This window comes from Streptomyces sp. NPDC017936 (assembly GCF_044328485.1).
Taxonomy (GTDB): Bacteria; Actinomycetota; Actinomycetes; order Streptomycetales; family Streptomycetaceae; genus Streptomyces.
The window spans coordinates 343348-360130 of sequence record NZ_JBIRHK010000002.1; the positions used below are offsets into that span (position 1 = coordinate 343348).

The following is a 16783-nucleotide window of genomic DNA, read 5'->3' on the forward strand; positions in this document are numbered from 1 at the left end:
GGGTGGCGAACTGGCTAGGCCGCGGGCGTCCGTTCACCGGCTCTCGCGGCCGGGCTGCGCCGGTCACGCGCCGTCGAGTTCCCGGCGGAGCATGGCCAGGACCTCCGCGGCCTCGACCGCCACGTCGTGGTGCGGGCCGTGGACGAGCACGACGTCCTCGTACAGGGCCTCCAGGCAGGCCCGGGCCTCCCGCGGGTTGCCCTGGCCGATCAGCAGCACGCCGATGTCGCGGCGCAGCTCCACGGCCGCGTCGCTGACGTCGCTCTCGACGGCCCGTTCCACCTCGAGGACCCTCCGCAGCTCCGCCAGCGCCTCGGTCACCTGGCCGAGTTCGCCGCGACAGCGGGCGGCCTGGGCGCGGCAGTCACGGGCGGCCTCGTCGGTCGGCCCGTTGATGCGGCCGTACGCCTCGGCCAGCGCCTCGAACTCGGGCAGGGCCGCCCGGTGGTCGCCCGCCAGCTGACGGCTGACCGCCCGGCGGCGCCGCAGCCGCAGGACGGCCTTGTTCTCGGCGCCCAGGGCCCGCGCCAGCGGCTCGATCATCTCGCCCGCGACCTCGGCGGCCTGCGTGTAGCGCTCCTCCTCCATGAGGGCGATGTAGTGCTCGTCGACCTCCCGCAACTGTGCCCGCAGCAGCTCCCGCTCGGGCGGCGAGACCACGTGCTCGGCGACCCGGCCGGGCGCCGCCGCGTCCGGGGCGGCCCCGGGACGGCTCTCGACCCGGGCGCGGGGCGCGTAGGGACGGCGGTAGAGCCCGGTCGGGTCCGGCGCCCCGGGCGGCCCCGCCTCCCCGAGGGCGGAGGACTCCCCGGGCGCGGGCAGGAAGGGCATCAACCGCTCGTACACCTCCTGCACGTCCACCGGCCGGCTCTCCGGGGTCTTGCGGAGCAGGTGCAGGACCAGCGCCTCCAGCTCCTCCGGCACGTCGGCGCGCAGCCGCCGCAGCGGGGTGGGCGCGGCCCGGACGTGCCGGTCCATCAGCTCGAAGTCGCTGTGCGCGCTGAACAGCGGCGTGCCGCAGAGGAGTTCGTGGAGCACGCAGCCGAGGGCGTAGAGGTCGGTGCGCGGGGTGACTCGGGTGCCGCGCACCTGCTCGGGCGCCATGTACTGGTGTGTGCCGATGGGCCGGCCGGAGGCCGTCAGCCTGGTGACGTCGGTCTGCAGGATCGCCGCGACGCCGAAGTCGAGGACCTTCACCGTGCCGTCCCGCGCGACCAGGATGTTGGACGGCTTGAGGTCGCGGTGCACCACGGGCACGTCGTGCGCGTACGACAGCACGGTGGCGACCTGCGCGGCGACCGCCACCGCCCAGCTGACCGGGAGGGGCCGCTCCTGGTGCACGTACCGGGTGAGGGGGACGCCCTCCACCAGCTCCATGACGAGGAACAGGTGCTCGTGGCCGCTGTCGAGGACGGCGTCGTACACCTGCGGCACACCCGGGTGCTGGATGCGGGCGGTGATCCGCGCCTCGCGGCGGAAACGCCGCTCGAACTCCTCGGCCAGCTGCGGTGTGGCGGCGACGGCCTGCGGCCGGATCCGCTTCACGGCGACGGGCCGGTCCAGCACCGCGTCGTAGCCCCGCCACACATCGCCCATGCCGCCGTGGCCGAGCCGCTCCAGCAGCTCGTAGCGGCCCGCGATCGGTCTGTCCGGCACCTGTCCCCGCCCCGCGTCCTCACTGGTGCTCGCTCGTTCTCCCGAGCCCCGTCGGTCGCGGCCAGTTTCCCCGGAAAGGGATTACTGCGTCCAGCCGGGTCCTATGAGGACGCGGTGGACGGGCCGGATCGCGCCACCATGTCCAGCGTGTCCACCGTGTGTTCGGCCCAGACTGTTTTACCCGGGCCGTCCGGGCGTGGTGCGCAGCCCCAGCGGTCGGCCAGTGCCGCGACGAGCAGCAGACCGCGTCCGCCCTCGCCGTCGTCCGTCGCGGTGGCGGGGAGGCGGGGGAGGCTCTCGCCCCGGGTGTCGGTGACCTCGATCCGCACGGTGCGGGTGGCCGGGGTGGCGGTCAGGCACAGGCGGAAGTCCCGGCCCGCGACGTGCCCGTGCCGCACGGCGTTGGCGCACAGCTCCGCGGCCACGAGCGTGAGGGCGTCGTGCGCGTCGCTGTCGTACGGGACGCCCCAGGCGTCGAGGCAGTGCTCGCACATGCGCCGGGCGAGGCGGGCGCCGCGCGGGGTGGAGCTGAAGCGCATCGTGAACCGGTGCACCGTGACGGGTGATTGTGTTGCGGTCATGCACTCACGGTGGCGTGATGTGGCCTAGCGTGACCAGTGGTGACGCGCTGCTTCCGGGGGTTCGTACGGAGTGGGCGCGGGCGCTGTACGGGACGGTACGCGGGGAGAGGCGGCGAGACGGTGACCGAGGTGCGGGACGAGGAGACGGTACGGCAGCAGCGGCGGCCGGAGGACGAGCCCGGGACGGGCGTGGTGACGGCGTTCGGACGGCAGTTGAAGCTGCTGCGGACGCGGGCGGGGCTGGAGCGGGCGGAGTTCGGGAAGCGGCTGGGGTACTCGGCGGACACCGTGGCTTCGATCGAGCAGGGGAGGCGGATTCCGCAGGCGTCGTTCATCGACAAGGCGGATGAAGTGCTGGGGGCAGGGGGTGTGCTTCGTGCGCTGAAGGAAGAGGTGGGGAAGGCCCAGTACCCGGCAATGTTCCGAGACATGGCTCGGATTGAGGCCAAAGCCACGGCCTTGAACCTGTACGCCATGTACGCCGTGCCTGGTCTGTTGCAGACCGAAGGCTACGCACGTGCGGTCTTCCACATGCAGCGGCCGTTGCTGGAAGACGACGTGATCGAGCAGCGGCTTGAGGCACGCATGGCGCGTCAGGAGATCTTCCTCCGTCGCCCCGCACCCTTGATGAGCTTCGTGATCGAGGAAGCCGTGCTGCGCAGGCCGTTCGGCGGCGCGAAAGTCATGCGCGAGACACTGGAACACATCCTCGTTACGGGCCAGTCTAGGAACGTGGAGGTGCAGGTCATGCCGATCGAACGGGAAGACAACGGCGCGCTGGGCGGTCCCTTCTCGTTGATCGACACCGACAGGGGACAGCGGATCGCGTACGCGGAAGTACAGGATCACAGCAGCATCTACACCGACGCTGGATACGTGCGTACGTTGGAAGCACGCTATGGCATCCTCCGATCACAAGCCCTGACACCGAGCGAGTCAGCGGCGTTCATCAAGCAACTGATGGGAGAGACATGAGCGTGCAGCACAGCAAGGCGGCTGTGCCCGAGGCCGCATGGACCAAGAGCAGCTACAGCACGGGTAACGGTGGCGAATGCATCGAGGTCGCTGTTGCGCCTGGCGCCGTTCTTGTCAGGGACTCGAAGCAGCCCGCAGCGGCCAGGCTCGCGTTCGGCTGCGAAGCATGGGACGGCTTCGTGCGGATGGCCGCCGAGCGCTGAACGGGCGGACGTAAGGCGAGCGGGCCCGGGGCGCACGTCGCCCCGGGCCCGCTCGCCTTGTCAGAAGTCGTCCAGCCCTTCTTCGCGGCGGATCATCCGCCAGGCCGCGCGGCGAGCGCTCCGGTCGAGGTTGGACTTGAAGTCCCGGTCCGTGCCGAAGTACCGCTTGCCGAGCGTGTCGATCGTGGAGACATGGTCCATCATGTTCTCCTCGAACTTCTTGTCGAAGACGACGCCGAAGTTCTCCTCGTCGTTGACGAGGGCGGCGGCCCGGACCTTCGGGTCCTTCTTCGTCGCGTTGAAGGCCGGGAGGACGTCCTCCTCGGTGAACTCCGTGCCGAACTTCGCGTTGAACTTCTCGATCAGATCGGACAGCAGCGACTTCTCGGCGTCCTTGCCACCGCCGACCCCGTCGCCGAACCCCTTGAGTTCGGCGGGGCCGTCGGGCACGAGGGACTTGTCGTGCTCGCCGGTCTTCTCGACGCGCAGGTGGCTGAGGTCGACCTCGCCTATGTCGACGCCGCCGTCTGCGAGGCGGGGGAGCCGGTTGAGCAGGTAACGCCCGTACAGGTACAGCCGCTCCAGGTCGGCGTCCTGGTAGGGAACGATCTGCGCGAGGAAGCCGTACTTGCGGACGTAGTCGTTGAGGTTGGCCCGGAACTCCTCGGCCGTCTCTACGTCGTCCTCCTCCTCGCTCTCCAGGAGGTGGGTGAAGCGGGTGACGGCGGGGGAGAGGAGCCGGTACAGCTCGGCGTGCAGCTTCTCCCACTTGGCCTGGGAACCGCCGGCCTTCTCCTGCGCCTCGAAGTACGCGGCGACGAACCCGTCCATGTCCTGCTCCGAGATGATCGGCGCGGACATGACCCGGCTCTGGGCCGTGTAGAGGAGGTTCGGGTCGGAGGGCAGGGTGTGCGCCTCCTCGAAGTACGGGCGGAACGCGTCCTGGATGTCCTCGGCGTCGTTGACGAAGTCCAGGACGGCCAGGTCGGCCTGCGACTTGCGGTCGGCGGTGCGGTTGAGGCGCGAGAGCGTCTGCACGGCGGCTATGCCGGTCAGCGTCTTGTTGACGTACATCGTCGTGAGGAGCGGCTGGTCGAAGCCGGTCTGGTACTTCTCGGCGACGACGAGGATCCGGTACTCCTGCTGCCCCTTGCCGCCGGCCTTCGCGGCCTTGTCGTCGGCGCGGGTGTAGCCGAACGCCTTGGGCAGCGCGCTCTCCGACAGACCGCCGTTCTCCTTGCTCTCGGTGGTCTCCTCGCCGTCGATGGTGAGGGAGCCGGAGAAGGCGACCAGGACGCCGAGGTCCGGGTACTTGGTGTCGTAGTCGCGGTCCTTAATGTAACTCTGGATGGCGCGGGCCATCTGCACGGCGGAGTGGCGGGACGCCGTGACCACCATGGCCTTGGCCCGTCCGCCGAGCCGGCCGCGGGTGTGGGCGACGAAGTGCTCGACGATCACCTGGGCGTGTTGGGACACCGTGTGCTCGTGCATGAGCGCGAACCGGGCGAGCAGGCTGTTCGCCTTGGAGGGGTCGACCTCCTTCTCGTCGTGGTTGAGGTTCGCGAGCTTCCAGTAGGTGTTATAGGTGACGTAGTTGCGCAAGGGGTCGAGGATGAAGCCCTCCTCGATGGCCTGGCGCATGGAGTAGGTGTGGAAGGGGCGGTAGACGGTCTTGCCGTTCTCCACGCCTTCCGTGCCGAAGAGTTCGAGGGTCTTGGACTTGGGGGTGGCGGTGAAGGCGAAGTAGGAGAGGTTGGCGGCCCGGGAGCGCTCGACCGCCTTCGCCTTCAACTTGTCCTCCACGGTGACCTTGGTCGCGCCCTCGTCGTCCGAGTCGGCGTCCAGGCCGAGGTCGCGCAGGGCCGACTTCACGGCGGTGGCGGCGTCGCCGGACTGGGAGGAGTGCGCCTCGTCGACGATGATCGCGAAGCGGGTGCCCTTGATCTCGGTCGGGTTGTCCTTGATGTAGTTCAGCAGCGCCGGGAACGAGTGCAGGGTGACCGTGACGATCTTGCCGGTGTCCCGGGAGAGGGCACGGGCGAGCTGCTCGCTCTTCGCCCCGTGCTTCTCGTCGATCTTCACGACCAGGCCGTCGGTCTGCGAGAAGCTGCCGACGGTCGCCGAGAGCTGGGCGTCCAGGGCTCGGCGGTCGGTGATGACGATGACCTTATCGAAGACGGGCTCGCCCGGCTTGATGCGGCCGTCGGCGAGGGCGTCGGGTCGCAGGACGGCAGGATCCCGGCGGGCGTGCAGGTCGCTGAGGCGGTGGGCCAGCCAGCCGATGGTGTTCGACTTGCCGGAGCCGGCGGAGGCCATGATCAGGTAGTTCTGGCCGGCGCCGTGCACGGAGGCGTGCGCGGTGAGCTTCCGGACCACGTCCCACTGGTGGAAGCGGGGGAAGATCGTCGACTTGGTGGTGCCGCCGCCGGGCGTCTTCTCCTTCTGCTGGTGCACAAAACGCTGGAGGAGGTCGAGCCAGTTGTCCCGCTGCCAGACCTGCTCCCAGAGGTACGAGGTGGCGTACGTGCCGTGGGCGGTGGGCGCCGGGTTCCCGGCTCCACCGGGCTGGCCGGCGCCGTTCGAGCCGGTGTTGAACGGCAGGAAACGGGTGCTCTTGCCACGGAGTTGTGTCGTGACGAAGACCAGGTCCGGGTCGACCGCGAAGTTGGCGATGACGCGCCGCGTGAAGATCAGCTCGGTCGGGTCGCGGTCGGTCCGGTACTGCTCCTTGGCCTGCTCGACGCCCTGACCGGTGAGCGGGTTCTTCAGCTCGGCGGTGGCGACGGGGATGCCGTTGAGGAACAGGGCCAGGTCGAGGCGGTGGCCCCAGTCCGCCTGCTTGGTGGCGTAGGGGAGCTCCCGGACGACGGTGAGACGGTTGGCCCGGTAGCCGTCGAGGACCGAGTCCGCGGAGATGAGGTTGGGCTTGAAGTAGGCGACGCGGAGCAGGACCCCGCGGTCCTTCACGCCGTTGCGGAGGACGTGGAGGAGACCGTCATCGGCGATGGCCCGGTCGAGGCGCTGCGCGAAACCACGCTGCGCCTCGTTGGGGTTGCCGCCGTAGACGGTGAGGAGTTCGTCCCACTCGTCGGGCTGAGTCGCGCCGATGAAGGTGAACAGCTCGTTGGTGTCTAGGCCGAGGTCGGCCTGGTAGTCCTCCGGGTTCGCCTCCCGCCAGCCGCGCTCGCAGAGCGCGGCAACGATGGCGGAGCCGAAGGACGACTCGTCGTGCACGGGGCTCATGTGGAGACTCCTTCGGAGACGTTGCGGCCGCTGGCGGTGGATACGTCGAACTGGCCGGTTACGGCGGCGGTGATGAGGGCTTGGCGGCGCTCGGCGAGTAGCTTGATCGACCGCTGCAAAGCGTTGCGTACGCGCGCCGTTCGCGAGAAATCTTCATCGAGCTTCCGCGCCGTTGACGCTTGCACACTCAGGGAAGCCTTGGGCAGAACGCAGTCCTTTACAACGGCTGTGGGTAGGTTGTTGGCCATACCCTCTCCCCCGGAGATTCCCATCTTGATGTGTTCACGCACCATGTGACTGCGAAGCATGTGGGCAACGAAGTCGGTCCGTCCTAGCCTGGAATCCAAGCCGAGTCGATAGACCTTGTCGCACAGGAGCAAGTTGTACTCGAGCTCAGGAACAATGCCAATGCTGCCAATGAGTTCCGTTGAACCGCTTGCTCGCGACATGAGAAGGTCCCCCTCCTTCAAGGCGTATTCTTGGCGCGGCGGCACTTGATCCGGAAGCGCCTTGTGTTGTGCAGGATCGAAGATTCCTCCGTTTACGCAACCGGCCTTTATCACTCCCCATTCGCGGCCGGAAACTTGCCGATCCTCGCACTGAGGGGACCAGCCCTGCTCGATGCGCACCAACATGTGGCGGAGTCGAATCGCGCCGTACTCCTGCATCAGGTTTTGGTAGACCTCAGAAAGATCGCTGACGTCCCTGTCGGCCAGGAGTTGTGACTGGATGGATTGCTTGGCGGCGAGGCCATCGATACGCGCGGTCTCGGTGTCGAGGAAGTCGGCGATGCGGCGCTGCTCCTCCTTCTCAGGGAAGGCCCAACGCGACGCGAAAAATGCCCCAGTGTCGAGGTTCTGGATGCCGGTAGTCTGCTTAATCGCGGCTTGAGTCAGTCCTTGCCCGTATGCGGCGGCGAACACGTAGCTCAGGAACCTGGAGTCGACGTCGGCAGATGGTTTGATGCGTGCACAGAAGTTAGAGCTGACTGCTGCGTCTGTGCCAGTGAACAGTACAGCCATGCCCACGGGCTGCTTTTCGCCGCCACCGGACTTCTCAAGAACAAGGTCACCGGGACGCAGAAGGTGCTGACGGAGTGACGACGGCTCCACATAGCGCAATGGCGCGTTAGAGAGTTCTGCGCGACGGCTCACACGATCGAAGTCTGCGGCACGAATGCAGCGGACGTTGTCACCATTTTCGACCGGGTCACTGCCCCAGGTGCCGTTAGACGAAGAGGAAATGAGATCCTTGAGACGTCCACGAGTCCAGTGAGCGGGTGCTGAGCGAAGCCACTGTTCTGCGCCAATCATTCCGTGACCTCCCCCAGAAGCCCCTGAATCTCCGCCTCCAGCGCCTTCAACTCCGCGTCGATCTCCGTCAACGGCCGCGGCGGCGTGTAAACATAGAAGTGCCGCGTGAACGGAATCTCGTACCCGATCTTCGTTTTGCTGTGGTCGATCCACGCGTCCGGCACGTGCGGGTGGACCTCCCGCGCCAGGTACTCCTCGATGTCCTCGCCCAGTGGCACGTTCTCGTAGTCCCGCAGCTCCGCGTCCGGCTCGGACTGGTCCTTGAAGAGCTGGACCTCCCCCTCCGGGTCCCGGACGCCGATCACCTCGCGCAGTGCCTTGTTGAACGGCGCCCCCGTGGGCCATGTCCCGCCGCCCTGGACCACCGCGTCCTTCAAGGCCAGCCAGGCCTCCTGCTTCGTGGCCCAGCTCGTGCCCATCAGGGACTTGAAGGCGTCCGCCAGGGCCGGGGCCTGCGGAAGTTTCTGGATCGCCTTGGACGCCTCCAGTGCCGCCAGCGTCTCCTCCGTGATCTCGAACCGCAGCTTCAGTGGGCGTTCCACCGTGATCCGCTGGTAGCCGAAGTCCTCGTTGCGGAAGACCTTCACCTTGCCGTGCAGCGGGTGCTCCGGGTCGCCCGCCACCGCCAGGGCCTCGCCGTACAGCTTGACCACCGTGGCGATGTGGTCCTTGCCCAGCTGCTTGCGCTTGTCGCCGAGCGACTTCCGCATCTTCTGCCACTGGTCGCGGGCGTCCAGCAGGACGACCTTGCCCTTGTGGTCCGGGTTCTTCCTGTTGGTCAGGATCCAGAAGTACGTCGAGATGCCGGTGTTGTAGAAGAGCTGGTCCGGCAGGGCGACGATGCCCTCCAGCCAGTCGTTCTCCAGGATCCAGCGGCGGATCTCCGACTCGCCTGAGCCGGCCGCGCCGGTGAACAGCGGCGAGCCGTTGAAGACGATCGCGAGGCGTGAGCCGCCCCCGCCGTCCACGTCGACCGGCTTCATCTTGTCGATCATGTGCTGGAGGAACAGCAGCGAACCGTCGTTGATGCGCGGCAGGCCCGCGCCGAAGCGGCCGGCCTCGCCGAGTTCCCTGTGTTCGCGCTCGACCTCGTCCTTGACCTTCTTCCACTCCACGCCGAACGGCGGGTTGGCCAGCATGTAGTCGAAGGTCTTGCGCTTGTGGCCGTCGTCGGAGAAGGAGTTGCCGAAGGCGATGTTCTCCGGGTCCTGGCCCTTGATCATGAGGTCGGACCGGCAGATCGCCCACGACTCGGGGTTGAGCTCCTGCCCGTACACCTCCACCGTGGCGTCCGGGTTCAGCTCCGTGATCAGGTCGTCCATCGCGGAGAGCATGCCGCCCGTGCCGCAGGCCGGGTCGAGGACCGTGCGCACCGCACCCGGAAGCTGGAGCGCGTCGCCGTCCGGGGCGACGAGCAGCCGCACCATGAGCTGGATGACCTCGCGCGGGGTGAAGTGCTCACCGGCCGTCTCGTTGGACTGCTCTGCGAAGCGGCGGATCAGTTCCTCGAAGATGTAGCCCATGTTGTGGTTGGGCACGACCTCGGGACGCAGGTCCAGGTCGGTGAACTTGCCGATGACCTGGTAGAGCAGCCCCGCGCTGTCCAGCCGCTTGATCTGCTGGGCGAACTCGAAGCGGTCCAGCACGCCGCGGGCGTTGTCGGAGAACGCGCCCACGTACACCGCGAGGTTCTTAGCCGCGTTCTGCGGGTCCGCCGCGATCTTCTTCAGGGTCAGGCCAGACCGGTTGTAGAAGGAGTGGCCCGAGGCCCGGCGCAGGAAGCGGTCCGGGTCGATGTCGCCGTCCTTGTACTGCTCCGCGATTTCGGCGACCTTCTCGCGGGTCGGCTCCAGAACGCACTCCAGCCGCCGTAGCACCGTGAACGGCAGGATGACCTTGCCGTAGTCGGACTGCTTGTAGTCCCCCCGCAGGAGGTCGGCGACGGACCACGCGTGGTTCGCCAACTCCGTGTGCTTGCTGCTGTTCAAGACTTCTTCCGTTTCCCTTCCGGGGCCGGTACGGATGACTGTGGACGCGGAGGGAGGGATAGTGGTTCCTCGTCCGTCCGCGTCACAAAGTGGGGGTGGCTCCGGAGCCTAGGTCGGCTCCGGCACCAGTTGTCCGCCCGTGAGCCCCCCGCTCACGAGACGTGCCGTCTCCTCGGCCAAGTCCCGCGCGAGCCGCGCCTGTTCGCGCAGCGCCTCCACGTGCCGGAAGGCCTCGCCGTACCGGCGCTGCTCCGCCAGCGGCAGCAGCGGTACGCGCAGCCGCCCCGGGGTGAGGTGGAGCGTCGAGCTGCCGGTCGAGGCGCCGGCCAGGTTGGCCTCGGAGCTCAGGAAACCGAGGAGGAACCAGGGGTCCAGCCGCGCCGGGTCCGGCCGGAACAGATGGACGCCGGCTCCCAGCAGGGCGCCGGCCTCCGCCTCGCCCGCGACCCGGGCCACGGGGCCGGTGCCGCCGACCAGGTTGCGGACCAGGACGTCGCCCTCGGCGATCTCCGGCGTCTGTTCGGCCCGCACGTCCAGGAGCTGTCCCGTCGGCCCGGTCCCGCGGGCGATGTCGCCACCCGTCAGAGCGGGCCGGCGTTCCCCGTCGTAGGTGCCCTCCGTCGCGGCCTCCGCCTCGGCGGCCGTCGCCCGCGGCGGAACCGGAACCGCGCGCAGCACCTTCAGCGCCCCGCCCCGGGCCAGGTCCGCCACCGTGGCCGTGCGCCACTCGCGGGCCGATGCCCCCGCGGCGTCCCACGACGCCGTGCCGGCCAGTTCGGCCACCGTCCGCACCGCCGCCGCCAGCCCTTCGCGGGCCGCCGTGGCCTCGCGGGCCAGTTCCTGCGGGTCGACGTCCGCCTGGGAGGCACGCACCTGCCGGGCCGGGGTCACGTCGACCACCTCGTCGAGCAGGTCGACCACGCCCACCGCCCGCGCCACACCGGCCCGCGCCTCGAACCCGTCCGGGTCCTCGGCGTACGCCGTCCACGCGGACACGATCTGTTCGGTCACCCGCGCCCAGTCCACCGAACCCGAACGGGTACCGCCGCGCCCCGGAGCCGAGGGCTCGCCCACGGTGTCGACGAAGAGCACCGTCTGGTACGCCGGCCGGGCCGGCTCCGGGCGTTGCAGCACCCACACCTGCAGGCCGATGTGGAGCGGGATCGCCGCCCCCGGCGGCAGGGCCGCCACCGCCCGCAGCGCGCCGCTGCGGATCAGCTCGGCGCGGATGCGGCGGCCGGAGGAACGGGACGCCGTCGCCGGCGGGAGGAGCAGCACGGCGTGGCCGCCCGGTTCGAGGTGGGACAACGCGTGCTGGACCCAGGCCAGTTCGGACTCGGCGCGGGGCGGGAAACCGTACGCCCAGCGCGAGTCGTAGGCCAGTTCGTCGTGGCCCCAGTCGCGGTCGCCGTAGGGCGGGTTGCACAGCACGGCGTCGACGACGAGGTCGGGGAAGGCGTCGGCGCGCAGGCTGTCGCCCGTGCGCACGGTGACGTCCGCGCCCTCCCCGGCCGTCAGGGTCAGGCCGACCGCGGTGCGCCGCGCCTGGACGGGGACGCTGTCCTGCCCGTACAGCTCGCGCGCGCCGCACGCGGCGGCGGCCGTCAGCAGGGTGCCGCTGCCGCAGGCGGGGTCGAGGACGCGGGCCGGGGAGCCCGGGACCAGGCGGGCCAGCAGGTCGGCGAGCGGGGCCGGGGTGCGGTAGGCGCCGCTGGCGGCGCTGTCCTCCAGCTCCCGCTCCGCCAGGACGCCCAGCGCCGTCTGCGCGCCCTCGTCGCGGACGCAGAGCAGCAGGGCGCGCAGGACCGTGGTGTCGGCGTCGGTGAACCGGACGGGTTCCGTGTCCGGCACCACGTCCGCGACTCCGGCCGCCGCGTCGTTCGCCTGCTTCACCAGGTCGGCGTCGGGCAGCCCAAGCAGACCGGTGAGGTCGTCGGCGGGGCGGCGGGCCGCCGCCAGGACCAGCAGGAGCAGGTCGGACGCGCCGGCGCCGGCCCGCTCGCGCAGGCGCAGGGTCGTGCGCAGTTCCCCGCTGGGCGTGGCCGCCGTGTGCTGTCCGCGCGAGGCGAGCCAGGCGCGGACCTCCTCCAAGTCGTAGAGCGGACTGCTGTCCGTGCCGCCCGAGGGGGCGGGGAAGTCGTCGTGCCGGCGGCGCCAGTTGCTGACGGTGGCGCGCGTGACACCCGCGATGCGGGAGATCTCGGCGGCTGTCACCTGGGCGGACGGTGGAGGTGGCTGCGGCATGGATGAGTCCTGGCTTCGGTGGTCGGCGTGGTAACACCCTACAGCACGCGTCAACTCCCGTGAGTCGTTGGACAACGCTTTCACGTACGTGCTTACATGTGGTCGCTTCCGCTGGTGAGCGACTCTCCCCGGCATGAAGCGTCACTCTTCTTGCCACAGCCATGTCCTTGAGCGCCCGACCTCTCGTTCTGCCCCGCCTCCTCTCGGCGGGACGCCGGACGGAGGGCGTACGGCGCCCCGAGGCCGGGCGGCGGCCGATCGCCCACCACCGAGGGGGAAACCCATGCGCCTGACCATGCCGAGCGGCACCCCGGAAGGAATCCCGCTCACCGTCATGCCGTTCCGCGAGGACGCGGTCATCGGCACCCTGTCCCTCGCGACGCTGGTGCGCCTCGTGCCGTCACCGCGTCAGGAGGAGGACCCGCGCGTCCTCAAGGCCGCGTCCGGGCACGACCGGCGCCGCGCCGAACTGCGCGCGACCGTGCAGCGGACGCTGAAGTCCCAGAAGGGCAAGAACATCCCGGACTACGCCGAGTACATCGCCGCAGGCATCCTCGGCAAGCACGGCTCCGCCTGGTCCACGCCCCCGATCACGCTCTGGCACGCGGGCGAGATCGCCGCGATGAGCGACGAGCTGGTCCCCGGCTCGGGCCTGCGGACGCTGACCGTCGCACCGGACGCCATGGTGATCGCCGTCGACGGCGAGACCCAGACCACCGCCTGGCACGACATCTACCGGGACCCGGAGTCCTTCGGCCTCACCTACGCCGAGCTCAGCCGACGGATCCGCATCCCCTTCGAGCTCTACCTGGGGATCTCCCCGGCGGACGCGCGGCAGATCTTCTACGACCGCAACGTCAAGGGTGTCGACGTCGCCAAGAACCTGGCCATGTCCATGGACCAGCGCGACCTCGCCACCCGTCTCTCCCACACCGTCGGCGAGAAGCTCGAGGTCGAGTCGGACAGTCGGCGGGTGCCGTTCGGCACGCTGGTCAACGCCGGCAAGCGGCAGCTCACCAGGACCGACAAGGAGGTCGTGACGCTGTCCGCGCTGCGGGCGCTGATCGTCACCACCGTCTTCGGCGGCAAGGGCGTGGAGTACTCGGCGGCCAACGTCCACGAGGGCGACCTGCCGTCCCACACCGACGCCGACGAGGTGGAGACGGTCGTCGTCCGTCTGGTGTCCCGGCTGATCGGGGGTCGCTTCCCGGAGTTCGCCCGGCGCAGCGCGATCACCGCCCCGGCCGTGATGGCGGGCCTCGGCATCCTGCTGCACCGCGCGACCCCCTGGTGCGACCCCGGCAAGGCCATGAGCTACGAGACGGTCGAGCACCTGCTCGCCGACGTCCGCTGGGAGCGCGAACCCGTCTACTGGGACGGCGTCTGCGCCAGCATCGGCTCCACCGGCCGGCTCAACTTCAGCGGCGGCGTGAAGGACTCCGCCGGTCGCGTCGCGGGCGCGCTCCTCGACCCGCACAGCGAGTCGGGTCGAAGGATCCGGGGAGTGCGGAGCTGAACAGCCCCGCGGCGCGGGTTCCTTGACGCCGGGACCTTCTCAGCGGAACACCCCTCCCCGGACGAGACCCCGCCTGCGGGGCACGGCCCACGGTTCCCGCACCCCCGTATCCGTGGTGTCCGAGCTGTGACGCCGCCCGGGGCCGGCCGGTCCGGACCCGGGCGCGGCGGGGCGTCTCCGCCTCCGTCGGCAGGCGCGCCTCCTCCTCACGCCACCCGTCAGCCCCCTTCCCTCCCCATCGACACGAGGAATGACCTCATGAGCTACCCGAACATCTCCGGCACGTCGTCCTCTCCCTCCCCTTCGTCCCCGTCCCCCGCCTCCACGCAGCCGTCGGCCGGGAGGAAGCCGTCATGGCGCGGAGCACGGCTCACCCACGGTGCCTCGACGCTCCTCACGCTGATCGTGGCGCACCTGGCCCGCCCGCGCAGGACCGTCCTCGCCGTGGCCGCGGCAGCCGTGGGCTGCTCCCTGAGCGCCTGCTCCACCACCGGCGGAGCCCAGACCGACACCGCGCCGTCGGCGGCCACCGTCAGCGCCTCGCAGGACACCCGCAGCGCCGAGGACGCGCAGGACACGCAGGACGACTCCGACAGCGACACCTTCACCGTCGCGCTGGACAAGACCGCCACGTGGAACAACGGCGTCAAGGCGCACCTGAGCGGCTTCAGCCGGGGCACCTCCGGCGAGTACGCCAGCCCGTCCGGCAAGGCCTACCTGGCCTTCTCCGTCACCGTGCAGAACGACTCCAAGTCCACGATCGACCTGACCATGGTCAGCCTGTCCTGTCCGGACGGTGCCGAGGAGGTCTTCGACACGGACGCGGGCTTCAGCGGCACGCCGGACGCGCACCTGCTGCCGGGCAAGTCGCAGACCTGGAAGGCGGCCTGCGTGTTCCCCAAGACGGCCAGGAGCGCCCAGATCGAGATCACGCCGACCGACACCTCCGGCTCCGGCTGGTACCGCACGGCCATCTTCACCGGCCAGGTGCAGTAGCCCGGACCGCGGGCGGGACCCTGCCGGGTGCCGTCGTCCCCGCACGGCGGCGGCTCACGCCGCCGCCGGCACCGGGTGCACTCCGGTGCCGGGCCCACGGGCCCGCCGCACACACGCCCGGTCACACCTGTGCGGCCCCGCTCACCACCACTCGCGACCTGGGAGGGCATCGTGACGATCACCGAGCACACCGAGCTGATCCGTCGCTTCGCCGACGACTTCACCGCCCTGCAGGAGGCCGTCCTCGCCCGCATGAACGGCATCCGTACTCCGGAGACTGCCGCGGCCCTGGAACACGCCTCGCTCGCCGGTCCCGTCGCCGTCGTTCTCGCCCACGCCGACGTCCTCGCTCGCGGGGCCGTCCGGCGCGCGGAACTCTCGCTGCAGCCCCCCGAGCGGCTGCGGCGGCTGCGGGCACACGCGCGCAGGGTGCGACGGGCCCGGTCGCAGGCGGAGGTCGCGTACAAGGAGCAGTGCGCCCGTCGCCTCGCCGGCCGCTCCCGGCCGGTGGAGGCGCTGGAGCTGAGGTTGGCGCGCACGGCGTTCGCGGCGGCCTTCGGTGAGGCCCTGCGGCACGAACTCCGCGACAGGGGACTGCCGGACGGCACACCGCAGGCGCCGGAGAGCGACCTCGCCCAGTGGGCCTGGGACCGGAAAGCGACAGACGGCGAACTGCCGGCACCGGTGCGTGAACTGCGGGACTGCGACGACGACGCCTTCGTCCAGGCCCTTCTGCACGATGCCCGGGAGGAAGAGAATCCCCACCTCCCGCACGACGCGGTGGCCGAACGGTGGAGCCGCCACGCCCGTGCCGCGCTGGCCTGGGGCCGCTACGCGATCGGCCAGGCCGAGCGGGACGCACTCGCCTGCGCCCCTTCCGTACGGCGCGCCCGACTCGACGCCCTGGACGACGCCTACCAGGACACCGCGGTTCTCGCCGCCCGCGCACGCGAAGCCCTGCTCCGGTCCACGGACCTCCACGACCGGATGCGGGCCTGTGTCACCACGGGGCCCTTCGCGGAGCTCGTCGCGCAGTGCCGCGCCGCGGCTCTGGCACGCTTCGCCGACGCCGAGCCCGAATCGTGGCACGCCGTGCGCGAGCTGACCGTGAGGCACCGGGCGCACTGTCCCGAGCGGGCCGACGGCTGCCAGTACTGTCACCGCGTTCTCGCGGCCGTCCTCGCCGGCGCCCCTCCGGCCGACACTGACGAGGAAGGGGACGGGGAACATCCGGCGGCAACGGCTCCGGCCGACGGGGACCGCTACGCCCTGCTCGCCGACCTTCCCGACACCGCCGTCGTGGCCGTCGCCGACGCCGCCATCGGTGACGAGTCCGCCCTGTGCGGCTACGGCTGGGCCGCCGAGGACGGGACCACCGGACACGGCGACTCCCTGGCCTCGAGCAGCGGCGAAGCCGAAGTCATCGGTGTCTGCGCCGCCGCCCTCAGCCTCCTCGAGCGCCACGAGGACGCGCCCGTGGTCCTGTTGTGCGACAGCACCGAGGCGGTCGACGCGGTCGACACGGCCCTGAGCTCCGCCGACCCGGCAGCCGCTCACCGCACCCTCCTCTTCCCGGAGAGCCGACAGTTGATGGACCGCCTGGTCCGCCACCGCCACCGCCACCGCGTCCAGGTCCGCTGGCTGAAAGGCCACATCGGACACGACCTCAACGAAACCGCCGACGCCTTCGCCGGCCTCGCCCTCCGCCGTGCCACCGGCCGCATCTCTCTCGCCGCCGCCCGGAAGGAGGAGGCGCGGATCCTGCGCTCGCTCGGCTCCGGGATCGACTCCCTCTCGGTCGCTGCCTGAGTTCATGACCCGTCCCCGTGGCACGACTTCCGCCGCTTCCCTACCCGCATGCACAAGGCCCGGCGAGCAACTGCCTTACCGAATAAGCGCATTCGGAAAAAACGAGGAGAGAGGGAAGTCGCTGGGGATCCGTCCGGTCCAAGGCTCCGGCAATCCTTGCGCCACCGTCGCCAGGTACTGCTCGTACAACGAAGCCTTCGACCAATACGTCTCCACTCAGGCATGGATAAAGAGGACCCTTGAGGAGGTCGGGATGATG

11 protein-coding genes are annotated in these 16783 nt (G+C 70.1%); 5 read left to right on the forward strand and 6 right to left on the reverse strand.

Features of this window, described 5'->3' with window-relative positions; translation table 11 throughout:
• Positions 1 to 63 precede the first annotated feature (63 nt).
• Together ACH4F6_RS05095 and ACH4F6_RS05100 are read right to left on the reverse strand one after the other, a co-directional pair.
• Positions 64 to 1656: a protein kinase gene (locus ACH4F6_RS05095; protein ID WP_397958491.1), complete on the reverse strand. Its 1593-nt coding sequence runs from the start codon at positions 1654 to 1656 to the stop codon at positions 64 to 66.
• Positions 1657 to 1757: 101 nt separating this feature from the next.
• Positions 1758 to 2237 (reverse strand): ATP-binding protein, encoded by a 480-nt coding sequence (locus ACH4F6_RS05100; protein ID WP_397958492.1) that lies wholly within the window; start codon positions 2235 to 2237, stop codon positions 1758 to 1760.
• 120 nt (positions 2238 to 2357) lie between these two features.
• Between ACH4F6_RS05100 and ACH4F6_RS05105 the strand changes: the two genes are divergently transcribed.
• Complete coding sequence (locus ACH4F6_RS05105) at positions 2358 to 3212, forward strand: helix-turn-helix domain-containing protein (RefSeq protein WP_397958493.1); 855 nt, start codon at positions 2358 to 2360, stop codon at positions 3210 to 3212.
• Positions 3209 to 3415 carry a DUF397 domain-containing protein gene (locus ACH4F6_RS05110; protein WP_397958494.1) on the forward strand — a complete coding sequence of 69 codons (207 nt, stop codon included), beginning with the start codon at positions 3209 to 3211 and terminating at the stop codon, positions 3413 to 3415. Before ACH4F6_RS05105 ends, ACH4F6_RS05110 begins: the two co-directional genes overlap by 4 nt.
• A gap of 60 nt (positions 3416 to 3475) precedes the next feature.
• Here the strand turns inward: ACH4F6_RS05110 and ACH4F6_RS05115 are convergent, their stop codons facing one another.
• The 4 genes from ACH4F6_RS05115 to ACH4F6_RS05130 all read right to left on the reverse strand — a co-directional run bounded on the left by ACH4F6_RS05115 (position 3476) and on the right by ACH4F6_RS05130 (position 12203).
• Positions 3476 to 6658, reverse strand: a complete 3183-nt coding sequence (locus ACH4F6_RS05115; protein WP_397958495.1) for a type I restriction endonuclease subunit R — start codon at positions 6656 to 6658, stop codon at positions 3476 to 3478.
• Complete coding sequence (locus tag ACH4F6_RS05120) at positions 6655 to 7971, reverse strand: hypothetical protein (RefSeq protein WP_397958496.1); 1317 nt, start codon at positions 7969 to 7971, stop codon at positions 6655 to 6657. The genes ACH4F6_RS05115 and ACH4F6_RS05120 overlap by 4 nt, the downstream gene beginning before the upstream one ends.
• On the reverse strand, positions 7968 to 9959 hold the full coding sequence (locus ACH4F6_RS05125) for an N-6 DNA methylase (RefSeq protein WP_397958497.1): 1992 nt from the start codon (positions 9957 to 9959) through the stop codon (positions 7968 to 7970). Before ACH4F6_RS05125 ends, ACH4F6_RS05120 begins: the two co-directional genes overlap by 4 nt.
• 108 nt (positions 9960 to 10067) lie before the next feature.
• Positions 10068 to 12203: an N-6 DNA methylase gene (locus tag ACH4F6_RS05130; protein ID WP_397958498.1), complete on the reverse strand. Its 2136-nt coding sequence runs from the start codon at positions 12201 to 12203 to the stop codon at positions 10068 to 10070.
• Positions 12204 to 12486: 283 nt separating this feature from the next.
• On the opposite strand from ACH4F6_RS05130, the gene ACH4F6_RS05135 reads away from it, so the two are divergent.
• From ACH4F6_RS05135 to ACH4F6_RS05145, 3 genes are all read left to right on the forward strand, one after another.
• Entirely contained in the window at positions 12487 to 13719 is a 1233-nt protein-coding gene (locus ACH4F6_RS05135) for a DNA sulfur modification protein DndB (RefSeq protein WP_397958499.1), read from the forward strand.
• Between the two features lie 258 nt (positions 13720 to 13977).
• On the forward strand, positions 13978 to 14715 hold the full coding sequence (locus ACH4F6_RS05140) for a hypothetical protein (RefSeq protein ID WP_397958500.1): 738 nt from the start codon (positions 13978 to 13980) through the stop codon (positions 14713 to 14715).
• Between the two features lie 171 nt (positions 14716 to 14886).
• Positions 14887 to 16524, forward strand: coding sequence for an RNase H family protein (locus ACH4F6_RS05145; protein WP_397958501.1), 1638 nt, complete (start codon positions 14887 to 14889; stop codon positions 16522 to 16524).
• Positions 16525 to 16783: the final 259 nt, after the last annotated feature.